At 61.1% G+C, this 25,471-nt stretch carries 24 protein-coding genes and 3 pseudogenes; 13 read left to right on the top strand and 14 right to left on the bottom strand.

The features are described from left to right. Positions 1-166 precede the first annotated feature (166 nt). The 4 genes from otnK to SIL87_RS02175 form a co-directional block, all read right to left on the bottom strand. Positions 167-1,432, bottom strand: coding sequence for a 3-oxo-tetronate kinase (gene otnK / locus SIL87_RS02190; RefSeq protein WP_319612640.1), 1,266 nt, complete (start codon positions 1,430-1,432; stop codon positions 167-169). Continuing rightward, positions 1,429-2,202 (bottom strand): 2-oxo-tetronate isomerase, encoded by a 774-nt coding sequence (gene otnI / locus SIL87_RS02185; RefSeq protein ID WP_319612639.1) that lies wholly within the window; start codon positions 2,200-2,202, stop codon positions 1,429-1,431. The genes otnK and otnI overlap by 4 nt, the downstream gene beginning before the upstream one ends. A gap of 41 nt (positions 2,203-2,243) precedes the next feature. Then, positions 2,244-3,146: an L-threonate dehydrogenase gene (gene ltnD, locus SIL87_RS02180; RefSeq protein ID WP_319612638.1), complete on the bottom strand. Its 903-nt coding sequence runs from the start codon at positions 3,144-3,146 to the stop codon at positions 2,244-2,246. Between the two features lie 79 nt (positions 3,147-3,225). After that, positions 3,226-4,275: a LacI family DNA-binding transcriptional regulator gene (locus SIL87_RS02175; RefSeq protein ID WP_319612637.1), complete on the bottom strand. Its 1,050-nt coding sequence runs from the start codon at positions 4,273-4,275 to the stop codon at positions 3,226-3,228. Positions 4,276-4,454: 179 nt separating this feature from the next. Here SIL87_RS02175 and SIL87_RS02170 point away from each other — a divergent pair, with 179 nt between their 5' ends. From SIL87_RS02170 to SIL87_RS02135, 8 genes and pseudogenes are all read left to right on the top strand, one after another. Next, positions 4,455-6,047: a sugar ABC transporter ATP-binding protein gene (locus SIL87_RS02170; RefSeq protein ID WP_319612636.1), complete on the top strand. Its 1,593-nt coding sequence runs from the start codon at positions 4,455-4,457 to the stop codon at positions 6,045-6,047. A 44-nt stretch (positions 6,048-6,091) separates the two neighbouring features. Next, positions 6,092-7,024 carry an ABC transporter permease gene (locus SIL87_RS02165; RefSeq protein ID WP_319612635.1) on the top strand — a complete coding sequence of 311 codons (933 nt, stop codon included), beginning with the start codon at positions 6,092-6,094 and terminating at the stop codon, positions 7,022-7,024. Further along, positions 7,021-8,037, top strand: a complete 1,017-nt coding sequence (locus tag SIL87_RS02160) for an ABC transporter permease (RefSeq protein ID WP_319612634.1) — start codon at positions 7,021-7,023, stop codon at positions 8,035-8,037. Before SIL87_RS02165 ends, SIL87_RS02160 begins: the two co-directional genes overlap by 4 nt. A gap of 45 nt (positions 8,038-8,082) precedes the next feature. Then, positions 8,083-9,069: an autoinducer 2 ABC transporter substrate-binding protein gene (locus SIL87_RS02155; RefSeq protein ID WP_319612633.1), complete on the top strand. Its 987-nt coding sequence runs from the start codon at positions 8,083-8,085 to the stop codon at positions 9,067-9,069. A gap of 57 nt (positions 9,070-9,126) precedes the next feature. Continuing rightward, positions 9,127-10,017, top strand: coding sequence for an NAD-dependent epimerase/dehydratase family protein (locus SIL87_RS02150; protein WP_319612632.1), 891 nt, complete (start codon positions 9,127-9,129; stop codon positions 10,015-10,017). Between the two features lie 63 nt (positions 10,018-10,080). Further along, positions 10,081-10,977: an NAD(P)-dependent oxidoreductase gene (locus SIL87_RS02145; RefSeq protein ID WP_319612631.1), complete on the top strand. Its 897-nt coding sequence runs from the start codon at positions 10,081-10,083 to the stop codon at positions 10,975-10,977. Then, a complete protein-coding gene (locus SIL87_RS02140) occupies positions 10,974-11,111 on the top strand; it encodes a hypothetical protein (RefSeq protein ID WP_319612630.1) in 138 nt (45 codons plus the stop codon). Before SIL87_RS02145 ends, SIL87_RS02140 begins: the two co-directional genes overlap by 4 nt. Positions 11,112-11,142: 31 nt before the next feature. After that, positions 11,143-11,728: pseudogene (locus tag SIL87_RS02135) on the top strand (IS6 family transposase); the annotation flags it as partial. Between the two features lie 340 nt (positions 11,729-12,068). Here SIL87_RS02135 and SIL87_RS02130 read toward each other — a convergent pair. Next, positions 12,069-12,515, bottom strand: coding sequence for an alpha/beta fold hydrolase (locus tag SIL87_RS02130; RefSeq protein WP_319612629.1), 447 nt, complete (start codon positions 12,513-12,515; stop codon positions 12,069-12,071). A gap of 86 nt (positions 12,516-12,601) precedes the next feature. On the opposite strand from SIL87_RS02130, the gene tnpA reads away from it, so the two are divergent. Further along, a complete protein-coding gene (tnpA, locus tag SIL87_RS02125; protein WP_319612559.1) occupies positions 12,602-13,027 on the top strand; it encodes an IS66-like element accessory protein TnpA in 426 nt (141 codons plus the stop codon). Between the two features lie 132 nt (positions 13,028-13,159). Here tnpA and SIL87_RS02120 read toward each other — a convergent pair whose 3' ends face one another. From SIL87_RS02120 to SIL87_RS02100, 5 genes are read right to left on the bottom strand one after another with little or no spacing between them, the layout of a single operon-like run. Then, positions 13,160-14,170: a tyrosine-type recombinase/integrase gene (locus tag SIL87_RS02120; RefSeq protein WP_319612556.1), complete on the bottom strand. Its 1,011-nt coding sequence runs from the start codon at positions 14,168-14,170 to the stop codon at positions 13,160-13,162. Next, on the bottom strand, positions 14,167-15,081 hold the full coding sequence (locus tag SIL87_RS02115) for a tyrosine-type recombinase/integrase (RefSeq protein ID WP_319612557.1): 915 nt from the start codon (positions 15,079-15,081) through the stop codon (positions 14,167-14,169). The genes SIL87_RS02120 and SIL87_RS02115 overlap by 4 nt, the downstream gene beginning before the upstream one ends. After that, complete coding sequence (locus SIL87_RS02110) at positions 15,075-15,761, bottom strand: tyrosine-type recombinase/integrase (RefSeq protein WP_319612628.1); 687 nt, start codon at positions 15,759-15,761, stop codon at positions 15,075-15,077. The genes SIL87_RS02115 and SIL87_RS02110 overlap by 7 nt, the downstream gene beginning before the upstream one ends. Before the next feature lie 45 nt (positions 15,762-15,806). Beyond that, positions 15,807-16,988, bottom strand: a complete 1,182-nt coding sequence (locus SIL87_RS02105; RefSeq protein ID WP_319612316.1) for an IS256 family transposase — start codon at positions 16,986-16,988, stop codon at positions 15,807-15,809. Continuing rightward, complete coding sequence (locus tag SIL87_RS02100; RefSeq protein WP_319612627.1) at positions 16,940-17,659, bottom strand: hypothetical protein; 720 nt, start codon at positions 17,657-17,659, stop codon at positions 16,940-16,942. The genes SIL87_RS02105 and SIL87_RS02100 overlap by 49 nt, the downstream gene beginning before the upstream one ends. A gap of 184 nt (positions 17,660-17,843) precedes the next feature. On the opposite strand from SIL87_RS02100, the gene tnpB reads away from it, so the two are divergent. Both tnpB and tnpC read left to right on the top strand, forming a co-directional pair. Continuing rightward, entirely contained in the window at positions 17,844-18,125 is a 282-nt protein-coding gene (tnpB, locus tag SIL87_RS02095) for an IS66 family insertion sequence element accessory protein TnpB (protein ID WP_319612626.1), read from the top strand. Positions 18,126-18,206: 81 nt separating this feature from the next. Further along, a pseudogene (gene tnpC / locus SIL87_RS02090) lies at positions 18,207-19,724 on the top strand (IS66 family transposase); the annotation flags it as partial. A 139-nt stretch (positions 19,725-19,863) separates the two neighbouring features. Here tnpC and SIL87_RS02085 read toward each other — a convergent pair. Both SIL87_RS02085 and SIL87_RS02080 read right to left on the bottom strand, forming a co-directional pair. Further along, the gene (locus SIL87_RS02085) at positions 19,864-20,865 is read right to left on the bottom strand and encodes a tyrosine-type recombinase/integrase (RefSeq protein ID WP_319612624.1); all 1,002 of its coding nucleotides are present in this window, start codon (positions 20,863-20,865) and stop codon (positions 19,864-19,866) included. Next, positions 20,862-21,674 (bottom strand): tyrosine-type recombinase/integrase, encoded by an 813-nt coding sequence (locus SIL87_RS02080; protein ID WP_319612623.1) that lies wholly within the window; start codon positions 21,672-21,674, stop codon positions 20,862-20,864. The genes SIL87_RS02085 and SIL87_RS02080 overlap by 4 nt, the downstream gene beginning before the upstream one ends. Positions 21,675-21,774: 100 nt before the next feature. Here SIL87_RS02080 and SIL87_RS02075 point away from each other — a divergent pair, with 100 nt between their 5' ends. After that, positions 21,775-22,956 (top strand): IS256 family transposase, encoded by a 1,182-nt coding sequence (locus SIL87_RS02075; RefSeq protein ID WP_319612316.1) that lies wholly within the window; start codon positions 21,775-21,777, stop codon positions 22,954-22,956. A gap of 189 nt (positions 22,957-23,145) precedes the next feature. Here SIL87_RS02075 and SIL87_RS02070 read toward each other — a convergent pair whose 3' ends face one another. Next, the gene (locus SIL87_RS02070) at positions 23,146-24,387 is read right to left on the bottom strand and encodes a site-specific integrase (RefSeq protein ID WP_319612622.1); all 1,242 of its coding nucleotides are present in this window, start codon (positions 24,385-24,387) and stop codon (positions 23,146-23,148) included. Between the two features lie 123 nt (positions 24,388-24,510). On the opposite strand from SIL87_RS02070, the pseudogene SIL87_RS02065 reads away from it, so the two are divergent. After that, a pseudogene (locus tag SIL87_RS02065) lies at positions 24,511-24,660 on the top strand (transposase domain-containing protein); the annotation flags it as partial. A 52-nt stretch (positions 24,661-24,712) separates the two neighbouring features. On the opposite strand, the gene SIL87_RS02060 reads toward SIL87_RS02065, so the two are convergent. After that, complete coding sequence (locus SIL87_RS02060; RefSeq protein WP_319612621.1) at positions 24,713-24,883, bottom strand: transposase family protein; 171 nt, start codon at positions 24,881-24,883, stop codon at positions 24,713-24,715. Positions 24,884-25,471: the final 588 nt, after the last annotated feature.

Here is a 25,471-nt window from a genome sequence, read left to right as displayed (position 1 = left end):
AGATCTGGTTCATCGCTCGGACATATCAATGAGACCACCTACATCGCATTTGAACCCTTAACGAACCACTAATGGCGCTAATGATTAATTATGTATCTGCCATGGCGCGACTAATTCGAGACCACCAGCCCTGCCGTATCGCGCATTCCGTTGATCGTGCCCCACCTCAAGCCGCAACGCCCATCGCGGCCAGAGCGCGGCGGAAAAAATCCGCCCCGCCGAAATTGCCCGATTTCAGGGCGAACAGCATCGGCGCGCCGCCGATGCTGCGCAGCAACGGCACGCCGGGCGCGATTTCAGGGCCGATTTCCAGCGCTGCGACCCCCAGCCGGTCGATCACCGCGCCGGAGGTTTCACCCCCCGCGACGATCAACCGCCGCACCCCTCGTTCGACTAGCCCGGCGGCCAGCCGGGCCAGCGCCGCCTCGATCCGCGCCCCGACATCATCGCCATGCGCCGCTTTCAACTGCGCGACCACATCTGGCGTGGCGCTGCTCGCGAGCAGCACCGGCCCCTGCGAAAGCTGTGCTTCGGTCGAGGCCAGTGCAGCATCGGCATAGACCGGATCGTTCAACAGCCGATCGATATCGAGGCGATGCACCGGCAGATCCGGCTCAACCGCAGCGATCTGTTCGAGCGTCGCGGCGGCGCAACTGCCCGCGATGATGGCGGCAGGCCCGCCGGGCGCTTCCCATACCGGCGGCGCCGTGCCCGCGCTTTCGCCCCGCGCGGCGCGGGCAAGACCGAGCCCGAGGCCGGAAGCGCCGGTGGACAATGGCAGCCTCAGGGCCGCCGCGCCCAGGGCGATCAGATCCGGCTCCGAGATCGCATCGACGATCGCGCTGCGCATACCGGATGCAGCGAGCGCCGCAAGCCGCGCGGCGATGGCGGCGGCTCCCTGGCTGACGACATCGTGCGCGACGAGCCCGACACCGTGCCTCGATTGCCGTGCCAGCACCCGTACCAGATCGGAATCGTGCATCGGGTTGAGCGGATGATCCTTCAGCGGGCTTTCATGCAGCGGGCGCGACCCGACGAACAGATGACCCTGAAACACCGTGCGCCCGGTTTCGGGGAAGGCGGGCGTCACCGGCACCACCGGCGCATCGAGGGCGGCGGCCAGCGCTTCGGTCACCGGCCCGATATTGCCGGCATCGGTCGAATCGAAGGTCGAGCAGATCTTGAACATGATATGCCGCGCGCCCTTGCCGCGCAGCCAGCCCAGCGCCGCCAGCGACCGTGCAACGGCGTCCGCTGATGATATCGAGCGGGTTTTCAGCGCGACCACCACGGCATCGACCGTCCCGAGCGCCAGCCCGGCATCGGGCACGCCGATCGTCTGGATCGTGCGCAGCCCCTGCCTTGTCAGCGTGTTCGCGAGATCGGACGCGCCGGTGTAATCATCGGCGATGCAGCCGAGCATCAGGCTCATCGCCGCAGGGTCTCGAACCAGCCGAGCCCGTCCCGCGTCGCCCCGCGCGGGCGATATTCGCAGCCGACGATGCCGGCATACCCCAACCGGTCCAGCTCCTCGAACAGGAACGGGTAATGGACCTCCTCGCCATCCGGTTCGTGGCGCGAGGGTACGCTCGCGATCTGCACATGGCCGATCGTCTTGATATGGCGGCGCAAGCGCATGGTGATGTCGCCGTGCATGATCTGGCAGTGATACATGTCGAACTGGAGCCGGACATTGCCGAGGCCCAACGCGCCGATCAGCGCTGCCGCCGCATCGATGTCGTTGAGAAAATAGCCCGGCATGTCGCGCCCGTTGATCGGTTCGAGCAGCAGATCGATCCCGTGGGCCGCGAGCGTTTCCGCCGTGCGGGTAACCGCATCGCGGTAGCGTGTCATCGCGGCGGGGTCGTGGCGGTCGCCCAGACCGGCCATGAGATGCAGGCGGGTCACCCCGGTCGCGGCGGCGTAGTCGAGGGCGAGGGCGGTGCCCGCGATCATTTCATCGCGGCGCCCCGGCAGGCATGCGAGCCCGCGCTCGCCCGCCGCCCAGTTTCCCGGCGGCAGGTTGAACAGGGCCTGGGTGAGCCCGTGTCGTGCGAGGCGCGCGCCGATCGCCTCGGGCGGATGCTCGTAGGGAAACAGGAACTCCACCGCATCGAATCCCGCATCCGCCGCCGCGGCAAACCGGTCGAGAAACGCGTGTTCGGTGAACATCATCGTCAGGTTAGCCGCAAACCGCGCCATGACCGTGATCCCCTGAATAAGTGAAAAAGGAACGACTTGCTCTATTTGCCGTCCGGCAGATCGATCCCTGAAATCATCGCAAACAACCGCGCCACCGAGGCATCGTCGTCCCGCCCCATCCCCGCTGCCGCCGTCATCAGGAACAATTGCAGCGCCGAACCCGCCATCGGCACCGAAAGCGGGGCCGCGCGCGCCATGTCGAGCACGATGCCGAGATCCTTGGTGAAAATATTCACCGCACTGCGCGGCGTGTAATCGGCATCGAGAATATGGGGCACACGGTTCTCGAACATCCAGCTGTTACCGGCGGACCCGGTGATCACCTCGTAGAGTTTCCGCAGGTCGAGCCCGAGCGACGCCCCGAACGCCACCGCTTCGCACGCGGCGGCGATATGCACCCCGGCGAGCAGCTGGTTGACCATTTTGAAGCCCGCGCCCACCCCCGGCGCATCGCCCAGCTCATGCAGGGTCGCCGCCATCGCATCCAGCGCTGGCCGGGCCGTTGCGAAGGCGGCGGCGCTGCCGGAGGCGAGGATGGTGAGCTTGCCCTCGGCGGCTCGTGCCGCGCCGCCGCTGATCGGCGCATCGAGATAATGCTGCCCCTGCGCTTCCAGCCGTGCGGCGAGGCCGCGCACCACATCCGGCGCCATCGTCGCGCAGGAAATGAACACGGCACCCGATTTCATCGCGGCCGCGCACCCATCCGGGCCGAACAGGACCGCTTCGGTCTGTGCCGCGTTCACCACCACGCACACCACCGCCACCGCGCCGGATGCGGCCTCCGCCGGGGTTGCCGCGATCCGGCCACCTGCCGCCGCGAGGCGTTCGGCATTGGCGGGGACCACATCGTAGCCTGAGACCGCGAAACCGGCACGCAGGAGTGACGTTGCCATGCCGAGTCCCATCGAGCCGAGGCCGATCACGGCGATGCGGGTGGGGGTCATGGCGAGCGCTCCAGAACGGGAATACGGGACAGCGTTAGTCTTTTGAAAAGGAGAAGCAGAAAACTTTTATTTGTCGGGGTCATGTGCTGCTGCGGGGTTGGAGGACGAACCCGACATCGATCCGGCGCTGCGGCGGGGATCTGCCATCGATCCGGCTCAGCAGCATCGCGGCGGCCTGTTCGCCGATCTGCTTGCGCGGCGAGGTGATCGTGGTGAGCGAGGGGGTGACCAGTGCACTCATCGGCAGGCCGTTGAACCCCGCGATCGCAATGCGCCCCGGCACGGCGATCCCGTCGCGCTGGGCGCGCAGGACCGCGCCCACCGCCATTTCGTCATTGGCGAAGAACAGCGCATCGACGTCAGAATGTGTTTGCAGAATATCGCCGAGCGCGTGCCATCCGACATCCTGCCCCGGGCCGCCAGGATATTCGAACAAGACATCGCTCGCACCGCCGATTTGGGCGATGTGCCGGCGCATGCCGTCATAGCGTTGCCGGGCCCGATAATCGCCGCGCATCCGAGTACCGACGAACCCGATCCGCCGATAGCCGCGCGCGAGCAGATGCGCCGCCATCGCGGCACCCGCCTGCACGTGCGACAGGCCGACATTCATGTCGATGCAGCGGGCACCGTATTCCATGAATTCGACCACCGGCACATCGGCGTTCTTCAATAAATTTGTGGTGCGCGGCAGATGCCGCAGCCCTGCGAGCAGAACGCCCGGCGGCGCCCAGCCGAGCAGGGTCGATGCCAGTCCGGCCTCGCGATCGAGATCGTAATCGGTGCTGCCCAGCAGCATCTGATATCCCGCTGCCTCGATCGTTTCCTGAATCCCCTCGATCACCTCGACGAACACGACATTCGAGAGGGACGGCACGATCACCGGAATCACCCGCGTTTTGGCCGAAGCCAGCGCGCCCGCCATCCGGTTCGGCACATAACCCAGAGCCTCGACCGCGGCATTGATCCGCTCGCGCAAGGTCTCGGAAACTGTATCCGGCGCGTTCAGGGCCCGCGAGACCGTGATCGGCGACACTTGGGCGGCGGCGGCGACATGGTTCAGCGTCACGGCGGTTCGGCGGCCACGCCGCGATTCGCGCGGGCGCAACGAAGCGGACATCGGGTCCATAACCGGCGTGGGTCTCCAGCATTATACCGCGATCGTGCGCGGCGGTTTCAATTGGCGCTGACTATCGCTAAGTTTCCCCTGCGGCGCAAGATGGTAGCGCTGTCCGATTCTGGTTGCGCTACCAAAAATGAGCGACTATATCGAATTGGCTAGGCACCTTAGGATAACGGCGCCGGGGCATGGGGAAACGAAAATTGCTTGCAAAGTCACCGTCAACGCTTGTGCTCGGTCATGATCAGCGACTAGCGGCATCGCCAGGCAACGGCACTGGTTGGCTCCGTGCAGTCGCTGTCGACAAAAGCTTTATCGCCAACCGTGTACTAAAACGCGTCAGCCTCAACCTCGCGCCCGGCGAGGTTCATACGCTGATGGGCGAAAACGGTGCCGGTAAATCCACTTTGTTTCGCGTTCTCGCCGGTATCCATCGTCCGGATGCGGGAACCATTACCCTAGACTCCGCACCGCTTGACCTGCGCAACCCGCGCGCAGCTCAGGCCCACGGTATCTATCTGGTGCCGCAAGAACCCGCCTTGATGGGCGAGCTTAGCGTCGCGGAAAACATGTATCTCGGAATGCTGCCCACCCGCGGCATAGCGGCCCGGATCGACTGGCACAGCATCCGCACCCGCGCCCAAGAGGCCCTGCGAACCCTAGGTCTCGACATCGACGTGCGCGACGACGCCCGCCATCTCAGCATCGCCCAGCAGCAGTTGGTCGAATGCGCCAAGGCCCTCTTGCGTGGCTGCCGCGTCATTCTGTTCGACGAACCGACCTCGCCGCTCACATCGCGCGAAGTGGGCTTCCTGTTCGGTATCATCCGCCGCCTTCGCAACGAGGGCTACACGCTCGGCTTCATAAGCCACCGAATGGACGAAGTCATGGACATCAGCGACCGCATCAGCGTCCTACGTGACGGCGCCGTGTCCGACGAGGTCGATCGCGGCCGGTTTGACCGCGCTCGCCTAGTCAGCGCCATGGTTGGCCGCACCCTCAGTTTCGACCGCAAGCGCATCCACCGCGCCGCCACCGGCACCCCCATCCTTTCGGTGCGCGGCCTCACCCACCCGACCGCCTTCCGCGCGATAGATCTCGATATCCGCCCCGGCGAAATTGTCGGCTTTGCCGGACTGATCGGTGCCGGTCGGACCGAAATCGCCGAAGCGATCTGTGGCCTGCGTGAAAAATCCGCAGGCATCGTGATGCTCAACGGGCAGGACATCACTCACGCCTCGATCCCGCGTATCATCGAATCCGGCCTCGTCTACGTGCCGGAAGACCGCGCCCGCCACGGTGCGATCCTGCCGATGTCGATCCGCGATAACGCTACCTCCGGACAGATCACCCGCCTGCAGAACCCCATCGGCCTACTCGACCGGGGACGCGAAGTCGACATCGCCGAACAGACCATCGCGCGTTTTCGCGTACGCGCGCGCGGACCGGAACAGCCGATGCGCGAACTCTCAGGCGGCAACCAGCAGAAAATTGTTTTCGGCAAATGGATGAGTACTAATCCCAAAGTCGCGATCCTCGATGAACCGACCCGCGGCGTCGATGTCGGTGCCAAGGAAGATATCTACCGCCTGATCGAGGAACTATCGCAGGCGGGCATGGCCATCATCGTGATTTCCTCGGAGCTCGAGGAACTGATTGCCCTATGCGACCGTATCCTCGCCATATACGCTGGGCGCATCACGGCCGAATTGTGCGGTGCCGAAATCAATGCTGCCAGCGTCGGCGCGGCGTTCCTGGGCGCTGGGAGTTCGGCGGCATGAGTGCGGCGTTATTGACCACCAGACCCCGGCGCGGACGTCGCGAGGTGCGGGAAATCACCCTCCTCGTCGTCACCGTTGCAATCGTGCTCGCGGTCGGTGTGTTCAAGCCGGGTTTCATGGCTTATGACAATCTCGAATTCATGGTGCTCGGTGCCGTCGTCCTCGGGCTGATCGCAATTGGGCAGACCTTCGTGATAATGACAAAGGGGATCGACCTGTCGGTCTCGGCCGTCATGGGCCTGAGTGCTATGATCTTCGGCCTCGCTTCGACTACGTCGCATCTAGGGCTTGCCGTTGCCTTGCCGCTCTGCCTCGTGATGGGGGCCATGCTCGGCAGTATCAACGGGTTGATGGTCGCCTGGGTGCGCATCCCGCCGATCATCGCAACGCTCGGCACCTACAGCCTGTTCGGCGGCATCACCTTCATTGTTTCCAACGGCACGCAGGTAGATCAGGTATCGCGCCAATTCGCTGCTTTCGGCAACGACAACCTGATCCCAGGTCTGCCGGTTCCGATCCCTGTCATCGCCCTCACCGTGGTCGCCCTGCTGGCCTGGTACGTGCTGCATTACACCATTTTCGGTCGCAACATCCTCGCCGTCGGCAACAACGCGAGCGCAGCCTATAACGCCGGTATCCCAGTCAAGCGCACGCTGCTCCGGGTCTATATGATCTCCGGTGCGCTGGCGGCGTTCGGCGGCCTCGTGTTCGTTGCCTATACCGGATCGGCAACTGCAACCACAGGCACGGGCGACCATGTTGAGTTGCAGACCATCGCCATCGCCTTGATCGGCGGAACCGCGATCAGCGGCGGGCGAGGTAATCTAGCAGGCACCGTGATCGGCAGCATTTTTCTCAGCGTAGTGATCACCGCTCTGGTGTTCCTACACGTGCCAGCTATCTGGTATTCCGCAGGCGAGGGCTTGATGATTCTTGCAGCGGTTTCGTTCGGCGGCACTCGGGGAGCAGCGCGATGAACAGGTACCTCCCGCAGGACCCCTGGGATCGAACCTTGTCCTTGATCACGGTCGCGTTACTGACCGGATTCTGTCTATTTATTCCCGGCTTCTATGACGGGTTCGGCGGCACACTCGCCATTACCGAGCAGTTTCTCCCTTTCGGCTTCGTTGCGATCGGCCTTGCCATCGTCATCTTGACCGGGGGCATCGATCTGTCGGTAGGGGCGATCGCGAGCCTTGCCGCCGTCATCATGGCCCTATTGACCAAGCAATCCGGGGTGAACATCTGGCTAGCCGCGCTCATTGCGATCGGTATCGGGGTGCTGCTCGGATGGCTTAACGGGCTGATCATCACCCGGCTGCGGATCGAACCGCTGATCGCCACCCTCGCGACCAGCTTCATCTACGCAAGCCTCGCCACCGCCTTCGCCGGCCCTGCGCCGCCTTACGGGTTCGTCAAGAGCTTTGCTGTTCTCGGCACCGGCACGATCGGGGGCATCATTCCGGTACCGCTGGTATTATTTGCTGCCCTTGCCTTCGCTTTCACCCTCTTGATCAAGCGAACTGGTTTCGGCCGGCGCGTGATAATGATTGGCTATAATCGCGATGCCGCGCATTACGCTGGCGTGGCGGTGCCGACTATGCTTCGGCGGGTCTATGCCCTGAGCGGGTTGATGGCGGCCATCGCCGGCATCATGCTGGCATCCTATTACGACGCTGTCCGACCTGACATGGGCAATATATTACTACTCACCGCGATCACCATGGTCGTGCTCGGCGGAGTCAGCATCTTCGGGGGAGAAGGCGGGATTCTTGGGGTCGTCCTCGGTGTTCTGATCCTCGGCATCCTTCGCCAGGGTATGCTGATCGCCGGATTTTCCGACATGATCACGACGATGCTCACCGGGGCGATACTCCTTGTGTCGATCGGCGCTAAAAACCTGCTGTCGGATCGCGGCTTCGGTTTTGGCGCGGTGCTGCTGCGCCTGGTCAATTCTCCTAAACAGGAGGTTCCGCCGCCGAAAACCTGAAGTGCCCAAACGCTAATCATAAAACACCATCAGTGGAGATCTTCCATGAAACCGTTTGTCAGAAACCTCCTGCTCTCCGCCACCCTCTTCGGCATCGCATCCGCTGCCCATGCCCAAGCACCGGGGAAGCGCATCAAGGTCGCGATGGTCCCCAAACTCATCGGCCTATCGGTCTTCAAGGCGAATGAACAGGGCGCGATCGAGGCCGCAAAAAAACTCAATATCCAGTTTCTCTACACCGGCCCGGTCACCGCGTCCGCGCAAGGTCAGGTCGACATCATCAACAGCCTGATCGCGCGTCGCTTCAACGTGATCACGATCACGGCCAACAACCCGACGGAGCCGGCGCCAGCCCTCGAACGTGCGATGAAACAAGGAATCAAGGTAGTCAGCTACGATTCCGATGTTGCACCGAACGCGCGTGACTTCTTTATCCAGGATACGTCCTATCCCGCGATGGGCAAAGCCCTGGTCGATTCGGTCGAGAAATACGCAGGCCCGGACGCCAAGATTGCCATCCTGTCCTCCACGCCTGACGCGACGATCCAGAACGCGTGGCTGGCCGCAGTTAAAACCTATATGACAAAAACGTATCCGAAAATGTCGGTCGTGACCACGCAATACGGTTATTCGAGCCCGTCAAAATCGCTTTCGGCGGGGCTGAATATTCTTCAGGCCTACCCCGATGTCACCGCGATCATCGCGCCAGACGGCGCAGCGGAAGTGGGCGCGGCGGCGGCAGTGAAAAAACTGAACCGGGTTGGTAAAGTCTTCGTTACAGGCTGCAGCGATCCGAATTCAATCCGTCAATACGTCAAGGACGGCATCATCAAGGCAAGTCCCCTCTGGAACGAAGTCAAGGAGGGAGAATTAGTCATGAACGTGGCCCGCCTCGCCGCCGACAACAAGCTCAAGCCCAATGACACATTCACGGTCAAAGGACTTGGAAATTACACGGTCAAAAATAAGGTCATCGTTTTCAGCAAACCGCTGATTTTCACCGCAGCAAACATCAGTCAATACCACTTCTAAAATAATCGCCGGCGGTTTTGCCGCCGGCGTCATTTTAATTGATACGGAGCCTCCCTCATGAAAAAAATCATCTTCACCGGCGGCACCGGCAAAGCCGGCAAGCACGCAGTCGCCCATCTGGTCGAACACGGCTATCGGGTGCTCAATCTCGATACCAAGCCGCTCGACAATCCCAAAGTCCGCACCCTGATAACCGACATCACCGATTCCGGACAGGTCTTCAACGCCCTGTCGAGCTACACCGGCCTGCATGAATTTGACCCGTCGCTGCGCCCGGAACCGATCGATGCGGTGGTCCACTTCGCCGCCATCCCCCGCATCATGATTACGCCGGATAACGAAGTGTTCCGCATAAACACCATGGGGACCTACAACGTGATTGAGGCCGCGGTGAAGCTTGGGATAAAAAAAATCATCATCGCCTCGAGCGAAACCACCTATGGTCTTGTCTTCGCCAACGAGCCACGCAATCCGGAGTATTTCCCGCTTGATGAGGAATACCCGGTCGACCCGATGGACAGCTACGCACTCTCAAAAATCTGCAACGAACGCACCGCGCGCGCTTTTGCGTTGCGCTCTGGCATCGACATCTACGCAATCCGCATCGGCAACGTGATCGAACCCCATGAATACGCACAGTTCCCGCAATTCTTTGCCGATCCCGGCTTTCGCAAGCGCATCGCCTGGAGTTATATCGATGCGCGCGATCTTGGCGAAATCTGCCGCCTTGCCATTGAGAAGGATGGTCTGGGCTATCAGGTATTTAACGCTGCCAGCGGCGATACCTCTTCGGACCTGCCCACTGCCGAACTGCTTAGCCGCTTCTACCCAGGCGTCCCTGTCCACGGCGAATTATCGGAATACGAAACTCTGCTGTCAAACAAAAAAACCAGGGAAGTCCTTGGCTTTAAACAAGCTCACCGCTGGCGCGACTATGTAAATCAATAAAAAACTTTTCAATCCCTTTTTCAAAAAAGGACAACTTCCTTCGTTTTCATATTAGGGCCTAACATGACCAAAGAGAAAATCGGTTTCATCGGCGTCGGCTTCATGGGCCACGGCATGGCGAAAAACATCATCGAGGCGGGCTATCCGCTGACGATCATGGGCCACCGCAATCGTGTGCCGGTCGAGGAGTTGATCGGGCGCGGCGCCACCGAAGCCAAAACGCCTAAGGCGCTCGCCGAAGCGAGCGATATCGTGTTCCTCTGTGTGACCGGCAGCGATCAGGTCGTGGCGTTGACCCAGGGGGAGGATGGCCTCGCCGCCGCCGGCAAGGCGCTGATCATCGTCGATTGCTCGACCTCCGACCCCTCGGTCACCACCAAACTCGCCGCCAGCCTCGCCGCACAAAACATCACCCTGCTCGATGCCCCGCTCGGCCGCACCCCCAAGGATGCCTGGGAAGGGACGCTCGATGTCATGATCGGTGGCGATGCCGACGATATCGCCCGCGTCCGCCCGATCATCGAAACCATCTCCCAGCGCATGATCCATACCGGCCCGACCGGCACCGGCCATACCATGAAGCTGTTGAACAATTTCCTTTCGCTCGGCTATGGCGCGCTTTATGCAGAGGCTCTCATGCTCGGCGAAAAATCGGGTCTCAGCGCGGAGACGTTCCACAGCGTCATCACCGGCGGCCGGATGGATTGCGGCTTTTATCAGACCTATATGAACTACGTGGTCGGGCGCGATCGCAATGCGCATAAATTCACCCTCTCCAACGCGCTGAAAGACACCTCCTATCTCAATGCCTTCGCCCAGGCGCAGGGGGCGGCCAACCCGATCGCCGCCGCGGTGCGAAATTCCTATGCACTGGCAATCGGCACTGGCCATGGCGACGATTTCGTGCCGATGCTGTCGGATATCATCGCCGAACTGAACGGGCTGCCGCCAAAATCATGAGCGACTCCGCGCTGCCCGAGGCGATCTGCCGGTTTGGCCTCTCTCTGTTCGAGCGGGGCCTGACGCCCGGCGCTTCCGGCAATATCACCGTCCGCCTCGAAGAGGGGTTGGTTCATGGGGCACTGTCAGGTTGATGCGTCGGCCGCGGGATCATAGTGATGTAGGATGATTCCCGTGTCCTCTCCGTTGCCTTTGAAGGGCTATCGCTTTCCTCGCCCCGTGATCTCTTTCGCGGTCTGGGCCTACTACCGCTTTGCGATGAGCCTGCGCGATGTGGAGGATCTTCTGGCGGCGCGAGGCGTGCTGATCAGCCACGAAACTATCCGGGCCTGGGTGAACCGTTTCGGGCCGCAGATGGCGGCCCCAGATCCGGCGTGACCGGCCACAAACGTCCGATAAATGGCATATGGATGAGGTCGTGATCACGATCCGCGGCGAGCGGCATTGGCTCTGGCGCGCCGTCGATAGCCGGGGCGATGTGTTGGAAATCCTGGTCCAAAGCCGCCGAAATGCCCGCGCAGCCAAGAAGTTTCTGCGTAAACTCATGCGCGACTTGGGTGTGCCGCGGGTGGTTGTGACCGACAAGCTCAAAAGCTACGACGTTGCCTTGCGCGAGGATTGCCCCAGTGCCGATCACCGTTCCCATAAGGGGTTAAACAATCGGGCCGAGGCCTCGCATCGGCACACCAGACGCCGAGAAAAGATCATGGCGCGGTTCAAATTAGCGGGTCATGCTCAAAGATTTCTCTCCGCCCCATGGACCTTCGGGGGGGCGCCCTTTGCACCATGCGTCGTCGGGGCGTTATCAAGTTGATCGGATGAGGTGCGATTTGACCGAGATCCGATCGATTAGGTGCCCAGATCCGCGGCGTTGTCGGTCCAGAGCGAAAACGCGTAGGCTCGTCTGCAATGGAATGATCAGGCGAAGAGGCGGTGGTCACTCACAATATGCCTGGAATGGCAGCACAAAGAGCGGGGCAGGGAGTGGCGATCCTCGGCATGATCGCGGCCTTCGAACGTCCGGACGACGATAAGGCTGATTCTGCTGATCGTTGGGCGGAGGCTGATCGGCGGATCGATTCGGTCCATGCTCACAAACCGACCGATGGTGGTCCGGTAAACAGACAATCGAGGATAGCGGTGCGATGTTGCGTCACCAGCGAAATATGGCCGTGCCCTTTCACCATCCTCAGCACCGCGCCCTGCACCCGGCCCGCAATCCAGGCGGCGTGGCCATGTGGCACCATCAGGTCGAGATCACCCTGCCAGATGGTTGCGGGGATGCTGATCGCATCAAGATCGAAGCCCCAAGGCCGCGTGAAGGCAAGATCATCGTCGACCCAGCCGTCAAACCCGCCGCGCAGTGCGCGGCGGATCACTGCGGCGAGCGTATCGGCTTGGCCGCCAATCAGTTCATCACGATCGATCTGCGGCACCAGACCGCCGAAGGCGGTGGCGAGTTCCGGCCCGGTCAGGCTGCGAAACCCTGCGGCGTTCGCCGCCTTCCACGCCCGCAACATGACCTCGCCCGTAACCATCCGGTCTGAGCCGCCTGCCGCTACGGGAAGAAGCGGCTCATAAGAGCGCTGCTATGAGCTGATTCATATGCAGGGAGCTGTGGCGGATGGAGATCATCACGGGGGCTGAGCGCCGGCGTCGCTGGCGGGATGAGGACAAGCTTCGGATTGTCGCGGAAGCTGAGGCACCGGATTCTGTATTTGCCTTGGTGGCACGGCGGCACGAGATTTCGCGAGGGCAGTTGTGGAAATGGCGCGGGCAGGTTCGGCGCGGTGAGTTGGCGCCAGTGCGGGTGGAGCCGGAGTTCATTCCGGTCCGCGTGATGGCGAGTGCGGCGCTGTCGATGCCGCGGGCATTGGGCAAATCAGCGGCGGTAAACGAGTCTGGCGGCGAGCCGGTACCTCAAAGCCGAGCGACGCGATCGGATCCGAGCCGGATTGAGATCGTGCTGCCGGACGGCACCTGTGTTCGGGTTGATGACGGGGTTGGGATTGCCGCCTTGCGTCGTGTGATGACGGCGGTGCGGCGATGATCCCGGTTCCGGCCGGCGTACGGATCTGGCTGGCGTCGGGCCATACGGATATGCGTCGTTATGCGGCGCGCATGATTATGTAGAGTCCTAAGCCGGCGACGCGGGGACCGCTTGGAATCCGGCCCCCTTTGCTCAGCATAATTTTTGGTGTTGCCGCTGCCCCGTGAGCATGGCGATAACCTTGTCCGGCGGTCTGAACTTGCCTGGCTGTAGCGTCGGCCCGCCGGCGGCTCCCAATGCTTCGAGTTTTTCGGTGGGGTCTGCGCGCAGGTAGGCCTCGGTGCTTTGGAGGCTGGCATGGCCCAGCCACAGGGCTACTTTCCGAACGTCGTGCGTGGCCTGCAGCATATGCATTGCGCAACTATGACGCAGAACATGAGGTGTTACTCGCTTGGTCGCGACGGACGGTAGGCGCAGGGCGGCGGTGGCCACATGCTTGTCGAGGATGTATTCGAATCCGGATCTGGTCATGGCCCGGCCGGCGGCGTTGAGAAATAGCGCCCCATCTTGCTGCTGCTGACGGACAGCAAGCCAAGCCCGGAGCGCGACCACGCTCTCCTTCCACAGTGGAAGCACGCGCTCCCGACGACCTTTGCCCATCACGTGGATCGTACAAGGATTTTGCAGATCGAGTTGATCTAGGCATAGTCCGACCAACTCCGAGACGCGCAGTCCGGCCGCAAAGGCGAGATGGAGCATCGCACGGTCTCGGGTGCCGGATAGAGTCTTGGGATCCGGCGCGTTGATCAGGGCCTGAATCTCCGCCCGGGTCAGCGAAGCGACCAACGCTTCGTCGGTTTTCTTCATCGGGATCGCGCGGACCCGAAGCGATTGATCGAGACAGGCTGGCACACGATACTCGATGAATCTGAAGAACGACCTGATCGCCGCCAATCGAGCATTGCGGGATCGCGCCGTGTTGCCGCGATCCTGTTCGATGTGATCGAGGAATGCCAGGATCATCGGTACACCGATGTCCTCGACCTCCAACCGCGACGGCCTCTTGTGAAGTCGCCGCGCCGCGAATATCACAAGAAGTTGAAAGCTGTACGCATAAGCATCACAGGTGTGAGGACTGGCGCCCTGATCGCGTGGCAGGTGCTCGCCGAGAAACAGGGATAGGGGTGGTGCGAGCGCGGTCATATCACACCTGTCCGGCCGAAGTCTTCACCGGCATCGGCGATCTGTGCCATCAGGCCGGGCGTGGCCTGAAGATACCAATAGGTATCGCTGACGTGGGCGTGACCGAGATAGGTGCTGAGAGCGAGGATGTGGCGCGATACAGCGTCGTCATCGCATGGACACTGTTCGAGCGACCGCACGGCGAAGCTATGTCTCAGGTCGTGGATGCGCGGCCCCGACTGGCCGGGCCCGCCCCGCAACCCGATCTTGCGCGAGATCTGGCGGAACAACGCGCTGACGGTATCATAGCAAAGCGGAGTTCCGGCGTTAGATACGAACAGGACAGCGGCGCACGTGCTGATCGGCAGGCGGGCCGAGAGATACCGATCAATCGCGGCGCGCGTCGTAGGATGCAGCGGAATTAGTCTGCTCTTCTTGAACTTGGTCTTGTTGATGATCAGGCCGTCGTCGGTGACATCGGAGAGCCGCAAAGCGAGAGCTTCCGATATCCGCATGCCGGTCGCGGCGAGTAAGCCGAGCAGCGTGACGTATGTAAGCGGTCGAAGCGTGGCGGCGGGCCCAAGCGAAGCCGCCTGCTGCATCAATTTGCCAATCTCTTCGGCGGAATAAATGTATGGCTTTGTCCGCCGAAAGATGCCTCGACCGAGCGCGTCAGCGGCGGGCACCTCGTGGCCGCCGTCCTCGGCGTGCATAGCGATAGCAAATCGACGCACCGTAAGAAGCCGGTTGCGTCGCTGCTCGGGGGAGGGCGCCTCGACTGCCCACGCGATTACCCGATTGCTCTTGATAAAGTTGTCGCCGTGGCGCTCCGCGTAAGCCACGAACATGCGCAACAAGATGCGCTGCGTCCGGAATTTGAAGCCCAGTACCTCATGAAGCGCGACATGACGGGAAAGATCATCGCTCAGCATGCCACATCTCCCGGCCAGGGCTGCGCGACCTGCATCAGCATGTTCAGATCAACCTTGGCGTAAACGGTTGTGGTGTCCAAAGACCTGTGACGCAGAACGGCGCCCACTGATTGGAGAGTTGCGCCTCCGCGGAGCATATGTGTCGCCGCCGAGTGCCGTAGCAGGTTGGCGCCGTGTGATGGGGGATTGTCGATGCCGGCACGCTTCAAAGCCAGAGCGACGATGTGGGAAACCGTGGGGGACGATGCGAATGGCCGAAATGGCGCATTTGACCTCAAGAACAGGCGGTCGCTATCGACCAAAGGGCGCGCGCCATCGAGATAGCCGAGCACGGCGTCGCCGGCGTCCTGGGGCATGGGAAGACGGGTCTCGCGGCGTCCCTTGCCCTTCACCCGCAACGTCGCTGAAGACCAATCGATGTCCCCCAGGCGCATCTCTAGAATGTCGCCTGCGCGCAGTCCCAGGCGCGCGAGGAGGAGCAGAATAGCTCGATCGCGGACGCCTCGCCCGGTACGAAGGTCACAAGAAGCAACCAGCCTCTCGACCTCATCGGGCGACAGATAGCGCGGCAATGATGAGAGTCGCCATTGGGGAATGTGTGGCACGGCGTGTTCAAGCCCCGGCCGACAAAGATCGGCGGAGGCCAGAAAGCGCAGATATCCACGCAGGGCGGTCGTCATTGTCGATTGAGCAACCTGATGTCTGGAAAATAGGGCGAGCGGGGGTCAGGCATCCTGGTAGTCCCACTTGATGTAGCCCTTGGTGTCGGCGGCCCATTTTTCATCGATTTCGACGAGGACGGCGCTGACGAGGCGTTCGAGGGAGGCTTCGTTGGGGAAGACCCTGATTTTGGTGGTGCGGCGTTTGAGTTCCTGCTGGATGCCGCGTTCCATGGGGTTGGAAGTGCGAAGCCGGCGCTGGTGGGGTTCTGGCAGTGTGAAGACGGTGAGGCCTTCGGGGATATTTCGTTCGAGCCAATCGGCGAGCTTTGGTGCGGTGTCGCGATAGGCATTGACGAGGGTTGTGAGAGCGATCTGGGCAGCGGCGAGGGAATTTGCGTTCCAGACGGTCCGGAGTTCTGCGCCGATGCGTTTGCGGATGGCGTGGTTGGGGGCGTGGTGGATGGCGTTTTGGGCGAGGTGGAACTGGCATCGTTGCCAGTGTGCGGCGCCGAAGACGGCGCGGCGTGCGGCGTGCAATCCGGCATGGTCATCGGAGACGATGAATTCGACGCCTCGCAGGCCACGCTGATGGAGGCTTTCGAGGAAGGCACGCCAATGGACTTCGGCCTCGGAAAGGGCGACCGAGACGCCGAGGACACGGCGGCGTTCATCGGGTCCGATGCCGATGGCCGAGAGCACGGCGGCATCGCGGACGACGCCATTATCGCGCATTTTTTCATATCTGGCGTCGAGGATGAGGTAGCGGATCTCGGCGAGGGGTCGGGTGCGCCAGGCGGCGAGTTCGTCATCGAGCAGCTTGCTGGCGCGGCTGACCTGAGCGGAGGAGAGGCTTTCGATGCCGAATTCGCGCATGACGGCCTCGACGTCGCGGGTGGAGACGCCTTTGATGTACATTTCGGCGACGGCGACCATGACGGCGCGGACCGAGCGTCGGCCGCGTTCGAGGGACTGTGGGTAGAAGGGTTCGCCCACGTGACCGGCGGTTTTGGGGACATCGACGGTGATCGACCCGGCCGGGGTATCGATCCGCTTGGGCTTGTAGCCATTGGCGTAACCCTGACGATCGGGGTTGCGCTCGTAGTGACTGGCGTGGAGGAAGCGTTCGCGCTCGATCTGCATGGCGAGTTCGAAGGTCCTGGCAAATACCGTGGCGATATCGCCTGCGCCGTTTTCGATCAGATGTTCCAAAAGTGCCTCGATAATCGTATCCTTTTTGGCGTCCATTCATCGGTCTCCATGTTGGTGTGAACAACTGCATGGAATACCAGAATGAACAGCCCTTGCCGGGGCATGCCCCGGCAAGGGCACCAACTCCCAACCCAAAATGAATTTCCAGACGTCTTCATGTACGGTGCCGAGCAACGCTCAGCTTCATGTATGATGGCAATCTTGATCATTGCCGGACCGTATGCGTGCGGTTCTGACCCCAACGAGAGAAGCAGGCGCGTGACCATCCTGCCATGCCGCGCTGCTGTACGCCCGCAAATGCCTCGATTGCGCGTGAGCCAATCTTGGTAGTCGCGGACGAGTGGATCGACAGGGGCGGCGACAACTTTGTCCAACAGCTTGATAACGCCGCGTCTCCCAAGAAAATCGATGAAGCGATGAACGCGCCTCAGATACTTGCCCGAGCGCGGCGTGGCAGGTCGATACCCGCCGCATCGGCAACGATGCGTCTTGAAGCGACCAAACGACCCATCACCGACATCATCGAGCCCGATGTTGTCGATCGCGAGCCAAGCCGCAAAATGGCGAGCGCAATCCGCGTAATTGCCGACAGTCAGATCCGTGTGGCCCAGCGATCTAAGCTCGTCTGCAAATGCAGCGACCCATGGGGCGAGGTCGCCGGCCTCCATGGTCCGTGGTGCCCTGGCCAACCTTTCAACGATGTTCATGACTTCTCTCCGTGCGCCGGATTGGCGCTGGAGATAGCCTAGATTATGCCGAGACCCCGTCATGATTGAGATGACCATCATGCTGAAATCATTCGATAAGCTTTGCGTCGCCAGCTTAGGACTCTACATAATCATGCGCGCCGCATAACGACGCTTATGTGGTGCACCACATAAGCGTCGTGGCATGAAGGGACTCGCGTTGCAGGTGCAGCAAGGTCTCGGCCGGGAGCCATTCTGCGGCGATGTGTTTTTCTTTCGTGGACGGAGTGGATCGTTGATCAAGGCGATCTGGCATGACGGCGTCGGGTTATCACTTTTTGCGAAACGTTTAGACAACGGGCGGTTTATCTGGCCGCAGACGGCGGATGGGGTGGTGTCCCTCACGGCCGGTCAGGTCGGTTATCTTCTGGAGGCGATCGACTGGAGAAATCCGCAACAGACCTGGCGGCCTCAGTCTGCCGGGTAAGCAAAAAAATTAGGGTAAAAATCGCTTTCTCATGCTGATTTCTGTAGCGAAACCCTCGCAATTCGTGATTCTATCAGGGTCATGGATATCGATTTGCTGGCGTTGCCAGACGACATTGCCGCACTGAAAGAGATCGTTCGAGGAGCGATGTCGCGGGCGGATGCAGCCGAAGCCGATTCAGCCGCAGCGCGCGCCGCACAGTCCGATACCGCCGCCTATATCGAACACCTGAAGCTGCAGATCGAGAAGCTCAAGCGCGCCCTCTACGGCCCCAGGGCGGAACGCACGGCCCGGCTGCTCGATCAGATGGAGCTGAAACTCGAAGAACTCGAAGCCGCCGCAACCGAGGACGAACTGCGCGCCGAGCAGGAAGCCGCGAAGGCCAAAACCACGACTGTCGCCGGCTTCACCCGCAAGCGCCCATCGCGCCAGCCCTTCCCCGAGCACCTACCCCGCGAACGGGTCGTCCTACCCGGACCCACCCAGTGCTTCTGCTGCGGTGGCTCGCGCCTTGCCAAGCTCGGGGAGAGTGTCACCGAGACGTTGGAATCCACCCCGCGAACGTTCAAGGTAATCCAGCATGTGCGGGAGAAATTCACCTGCCGCGATTGTGAGAAGATCAGCCAGGAACCCGCACCCTTCCACACCATTCCGCGCGCCTTCGCCGGCCCCAGCCTGCTCGCGATGATCGCCTACGACAAGTTTGGCCTCCATCAGCCGCTGAACCGCCAATCCGAACGGTTCGGCCTGGAAGGTGTCCCGCTCAGCGTCTCGACCCTGGCCGATCTGATCGGCGCCACCTGCGTCGCGCTGAAGCCGGTGTATGCCTTCATCAAAACCATGGTGTTCACCGGCGGTCGGATCCACGGCGATGACACCACCGTGCCTGTGCTGGCGCAGGGTCAGACCGATATTGCCCGCGTCTGGGTTTACGTGCGCGACGATCGACCGTTTGGCGGATCGGGTCCACCCTGCGCGGTGTTCTATTATTCGCGCGACCGCGCCGGCATTCACCCGCAAACCCATCTTGCCGAATACAGCGGGATATTCCAGGCGGATGCTTATGGCGGCTACAACAAATTGTACGTGCCGACCCGATCCCCTGGCCCGATCATCGAAGCGGCGTGTTGGGCGCACGGGCGACGAAAATTCTTCGAACTGGCCGACATCGCGCGAAACGCCAAACGCCGCGCGCAAGGCAAGACGCCTGCCTTCGTCGCCCCGATGGCGCTGGCCGCGGTGCAGCGGATCGACGATCTGTTCGAGATCGAGCGGGGCATTAACGGCCAGTCGCCGGCCGAACGCCTGGCGGTGCGCCAGCAGCGCAGCGTCCCGCTGGTTACCGAGTTGGAGAGTTGGATGCGTGCCGAGCGTGCCAAACTCTCGCGGCACAACGATGTCGCCAAGGCGATGGACTACATGCTGAACCGTTGGCCGGCGTTCACGCGGTTCCTGACCGATGGGCGGATCTGCCTGACCAATAACGCGGCCGAACGCGCCCTGCGGACCCTGGCTCTAGGCAGAAAATCATGGTTATTCGCCGGTTCCGACCGGGGTGGGGAAAGGGCCGCCATGATGTACACCCTGATCACGACGGCATTATGCCGGGCGCGGCATAATGCTGTTTATGCCGTCCGCCGAACTATGCCGAATGGTTTCCGAAAAATGCACGGTTGTCGAGTTTCTCTCGGTTCTTCCGTGGCAGTTGATTCCGTTTCATTCGGCATAGTTTAGCCAGTCAGAGCGCTTCCAAGAAGGCGAGTAATCGGTCGTCGGGGCGGAAGCGCGTTTTCTTTCCGCTCTGGTATGGCGTGAGCTTTGCCAATGCGGCCTCCTTGAGGGCGATATGTGCATGCAGATAGGTCTGTGTCGTCTCGATCGATTCATGACCGAGCCAAAGCGCGATCACGGAGCAGTCGACGCCCGCCTGCAGCAACTCCATGGCCGCGCTGTGCCTCAACACGTGGGGCGACACCCGCTTCGACTTTAACGACGCACAATTTTCGGTGGCGACCTTCACATACTTCGCCAGTAGCGACTGGACGCTGTCGGCACTGAGTCGCCCACCGTGCATGTTGGGGAACAGAACAGTTCCTCCTTTCCGGGCAGGCTCCTTCAGCCATGCCTGGAGCGCACCTCGAGCAATGGTGGATAGCGGCGTGGCTCGCTCCTTCCGCCCCTTGCCGACGCACCGGACATGAGCGCCGGCGCCGAGGTGGACTGCCTCCCTGTCGAGACTGATCAACTCGGAGAGGCGCAAGCCCGTCTGGACTGCTAGAAGCAGCAAGGTGTGATCGCGGCGGCCGAGCCACGTCGTCCGATCGGTCGCGGCGAGAATGGCCTCAATCTCGGGACGTGTCAGGAAGTGCACCTGTCGCTTATCGTGGCGCTTGCTCGGTATCGCGAGCACGCGCTGGATCAGCGCGCTGTGTGCCGGCTCCTCGAACGATACGAATCGGAAGAAGGCCCTGATGGCTGTAAGGCGCAGGTTGCGAGTCTTGGGGCTGGCACCGCGCTTCATCTCAAGATCGATTAAGAATCCACCGATAAACGGTGCATCTAGGTCGCTGAGTGCCAAATCCGAAGGGGGCTTATGGAGCCGCATTTGTGCGAACCTGAACAGTAGCCGGAACGTATCCCGGTAGGATGCGATCGTGTTGGAGCTGACGTTACGCTGGCGTATGAGCCACTCGGTGAAGTAGCGCTCGATCAACGTGGCGATATTGCAGGGGGGCTTCATGGCGTCGCCTCCCATCGCCGATCGAGGCACCGCGCCGCTTCTTCCATCAACTCAGGGCAGGCCGAGAGATACCAGTATGTATCGCGTACACAGGTGTGGCCGAGGTAGGTGGAGAGTGCCGGAAGTTTCTGTTCGACGTTCTTGCCTTCGCGATGCCAATCGAGCAGCGTCCGGATAGCAAAGCGGTGCCGGAAGTCATGCACGCGTGGCCCGGTACGATCGCCAGGGCGCCGCAGCCCGATCTCATGGGACAGGCGCCAGAAGACGCGATGGACGTACTGGTGCAGCAGGCGGCCACCCTGTTCGGCGACGAAGAAGGTCGAACCGCAGCGCGGGCCGAGATGCGCATCGCGCCGGTTGGCGTAGCTGCGCAGCGCGGCGCTGGTCGTTGGATGCAATGGCAAGAGTCGTGATTTGCCGAACTTGGTCAGCCGGACCGTCAGCACCCCCTTGTCGAGGTCGACATCGTCACGCTCAATCCCCATCGCCTCAGAGAGACGCATACCGGTGACCGCGATCAGGCCGAACAGTGTATGGTAGGTCCATCGCCGCAGGCCCCTCTCTGGCGGCAAAGCCAGAGCCGCCGCCAGCAGATCATCGATTTGCGCGTCGCTGTAGATATGAGGCTTCGCACGCTTCCATCCCGGCAGGACGCCGGCTGGGGGTACCTCCGTTGTCGGATCGAAGTTGGAGACATGGCGCGCGAACCCGCGCACGTCGCTCAACCGCAAAGCCCAATACGCATGCCGATCAGGCGGCAGTGTCGCCCATTCCATCGCGGTGGTGTAACCTGACGTCTGGAAATTCATTTTGGGTTGGGAGTTGGTGCCCTTGCCGGGGCATGCCCCGGCAAGGGCTGTTCATTCTGGTATTCCATGCAGTTGTTCACACCAACATGGAGACCGATGAATGGACGCCAAAAAGGATACGATTATCGAGGCACTTTTGGAACATCTGATCGAAAACGGCGCAGGCGATATCGCCACGGTATTTGCCAGGACCTTCGAACTCGCCATGCAGATCGAGCGCGAACGCTTCCTCCACGCCAGTCACTACGAGCGCAACCCCGATCGTCAGGGTTACGCCAATGGCTACAAGCCCAAGCGGATCGATACCCCGGCCGGGTCGATCACCGTCGATGTCCCCAAAACCGCCGGTCACGTGGGCGAACCCTTCTACCCACAGTCCCTCGAACGCGGCCGACGCTCGGTCCGCGCCGTCATGGTCGCCGTCGCCGAAATGTACATCAAAGGCGTCTCCACCCGCGACGTCGAGGCCGTCATGCGCGAATTCGGCATCGAAAGCCTCTCCTCCGCTCAGGTCAGCCGCGCCAGCAAGCTGCTCGATGACGAACTCGCCGCCTGGCGCACCCGACCCCTCGCCGAGATCCGCTACCTCATCCTCGACGCCAGATATGAAAAAATGCGCGATAATGGCGTCGTCCGCGATGCCGCCGTGCTCTCGGCCATCGGCATCGGACCCGATGAACGCCGCCGTGTCCTCGGCGTCTCGGTCGCCCTTTCCGAGGCCGAAGTCCATTGGCGTGCCTTCCTCGAAAGCCTCCATCAGCGTGGCCTGCGAGGCGTCGAATTCATCGTCTCCGATGACCATGCCGGATTGCACGCCGCACGCCGCGCCGTCTTCGGCGCCGCACACTGGCAACGATGCCAGTTCCACCTCGCCCAAAACGCCATCCACCACGCCCCCAACCACGCCATCCGCAAACGCATCGGCGCAGAACTCCGGACCGTCTGGAACGCAAATTCCCTCGCCGCTGCCCAGATCGCTCTCACAACCCTCGTCAATGCCTATCGCGACACCGCACCAAAGCTCGCCGATTGGCTCGAACGAAATATCCCCGAAGGCCTCACCGTCTTCACACTGCCAGAACCCCACCAGCGCCGGCTTCGCACTTCCAACCCCATGGAACGCGGCATCCAGCAGGAACTCAAACGCCGCACCACCAAAATCAGGGTCTTCCCCAACGAAGCCTCCCTCGAACGCCTCGTCAGCGCCGTCCTCGTCGAAATCGATGAAAAATGGGCCGCCGACACCAAGGGCTACATCAAGTGGGACTACCAGGATGCCTGACCCCCGCTCGCCCTATTTTCCAGACATCAGGTTGCTCAATCTCCATCGCGAGCTTGGTAGTGATGGTTTTAGCCTTGCGCTTCTCCATGAATGCGACAAAGTCGCGGAGCCGCCGGGTTTGTTGCTCGTACTTATATCCAAGTCCCTTGCGCATACTTAGATATTTCTCGAGAGCGGATCTTAGGTCGATCATTGCGCGCCTCCCGGCCAGGGCCGACTCAATGTCCGCAGCGTTTCGATATCGACCTTCGCGTATATCCGGGTGGTGTCGTGGCTCTCGTGCCGCAGCAGCTGACCAATCTGGGACAAGGTTGCGCCGGACCGAAGCAGTTCGGTGGCGAGGCTGTGCCGGAAGATATGGGCACCGCGGTGTGCGCAGCCCTCAATTCCGACGCGATCAAGAGCCATTTTGGCGATCATCGTGATCGCACACCCAGAAGCAAAGCCGAGATGAGGCGCGAGCGTGCGAATAAACAATTGCCGACACGAGGCCTGTGGACGGCCATCGCGTAGATATGCAACGATGGCCGCGCCAACATCCGGCAAGATCGGCATTCGTGCGCGCTGTCGGCCCTTGGCACGAACGAGAATCTCGCCGGTACGCCAGTCGATATCATCCAAGGTGAGGGTCGCTACCTCGCCGGCGCGGAGGCCGAGCTTAGCCAGCATCATCAGAATGGCGTAGTCTCGCCGTCCCATAGGGGTTGCCCGGTCGCAACCGTCAAGCGCCCTCTGAACTTGGGTGGCGGTCAGAAAAGTGGGCAGTGCCGCGAATTTCCATCGTCGCATGGACGGCACACAATGGGCCAACGCGCGAGGGTTCAGCCCTTGATGGTGGAGGTAACGAAGGAAGACTCGCAGCGACGAGCACATCCCCTTCCCAGTTGCAGGGCTCCAATCCTGGGCGTGGCGCTCGATATAGCGGATCACTTCCACCTGACTGATCTTGCCTAGGTCGGCGTCGCCGGCGGGGCACACCTCGTGCAGGAACCTGCGGATAGGCGGGAGATGACGAACGATGGACTTCGGGGTCAGGCCGCGCTCTGTCCTCAGATAGGCAGCGAATTCACTAAAAATCCGATCTCGCGAGGTGGCAGGCGGCATCACCGCTGGCGCGATCGCACCTTCCTCGCGCAATACCGATAGCCATCGCTTCAGCGCGGATCGGTCGCCAGGCTGGATAGACTGCTTCCGAGCCCGATGCCGGAGATATTTTTCGGTCACTCGTTCATCGAGATCCGCCACCGTGCTGCGACGGCTTGCGATCCAACTCAACAGCCCCCCGACCACATTGAAAGATCGCCAGACGCCGTGTCGAACGAGCCCGTCTCTCACAATACGTGCTGCGTAGCGCTCGACAAGCTGGCCGTGCTGCCCGCCCTTGAGACGCTGGTACAGCCGGCTTCTAAGCAAATACTCTTCACAATTCATGTTCCTATTCTCCGCTGTTGAAAGCGGAGGCAGGGGACAAACTATGCCGAACCCATCAAGTCCAGGTCATCGCCATTTAGGGCAAAAATAAAACCATTCGGCATAGTTCGGCGGACGGCATAAACGGCAAAGTTGAACGACGTCGATCCGCAGGCATGGCTCGCTGATATCCTCGCGCGCATCGCCAATCATCCGGTACACCGGATCGAGGAATTGATGCCCTGGAACTGGATCGCGCCACAAAGTCAGAGCTCAGCCGCACAGGTCGCCTGATTAATCCATACCGGAGATGCGCGAACGCCGACCGGCAATCAGACCGCGGTCCTCACCGGATGGGTACGATGAAGGTGACGATCCCGCGATAGAAATCGCTACCACTCACGATCGCAAAAATCGAAAACAGAAGCACGAAGGGCAGCTTGTAGATTTTGCCCTCCGCGCGGCGTGGGTCAGGGACATCAGTCAGGATGTCGAGCAACGGGGTGAACGTGGCCATGGCAACCTCCGAATCGGTTGCTGCCCTGCGAATCCCAGATCGATCGCTGTGGGAATCCACAAAATACTCGCCGTCTCACTGTCGGACGTATTGTTGCATATCGGGAGTCAGTAAATCGTCAGTTCAGAGGGTTGAACAGCCCTGCGAGGGGAGGCACCCGAAACAGTACGTGGGTGTATGAATAGACCGGAGGTTGCATTTGTCTAACTGTGGACGCAACTTTTGTATTGCTTGCGTTGGTGACGGCTTCCAAAACTTCTATTCTAAAATAGGAAAAATTTTGGATAATCCAAGGTTGCGTCAAAAAATACCAATCATAAACGTTAGAATCATACAACCTTAAATATATTTATACGCCAGCGCCACACGATTGATGAAGACTACAGCTACGCGCCCGTCCTCGACTCTTCCATTGACTTGAATACGAAACGATGATTAACTGTTTTTAGACACGATTAGTACAAGTTTTGGCACACTCTGGAGCATCGTCGATGTGCTGTGGCGTGTCTCGATAGGTAGCGCAACAAGTCGAAACCATTTGGTGCGTATCCTATCTGCGCGGGGTTATGGCTTCACTGGCTTATCACA

The organism is Acidiphilium acidophilum, from assembly GCF_033842475.1.
Lineage (GTDB): Bacteria > Pseudomonadota > Alphaproteobacteria > Acetobacterales > Acetobacteraceae > Acidiphilium > Acidiphilium acidophilum.
The sequence above is the reverse complement of the archived record's forward strand: the minus strand, read 5'-3'. Positions and strand labels throughout refer to the sequence as shown.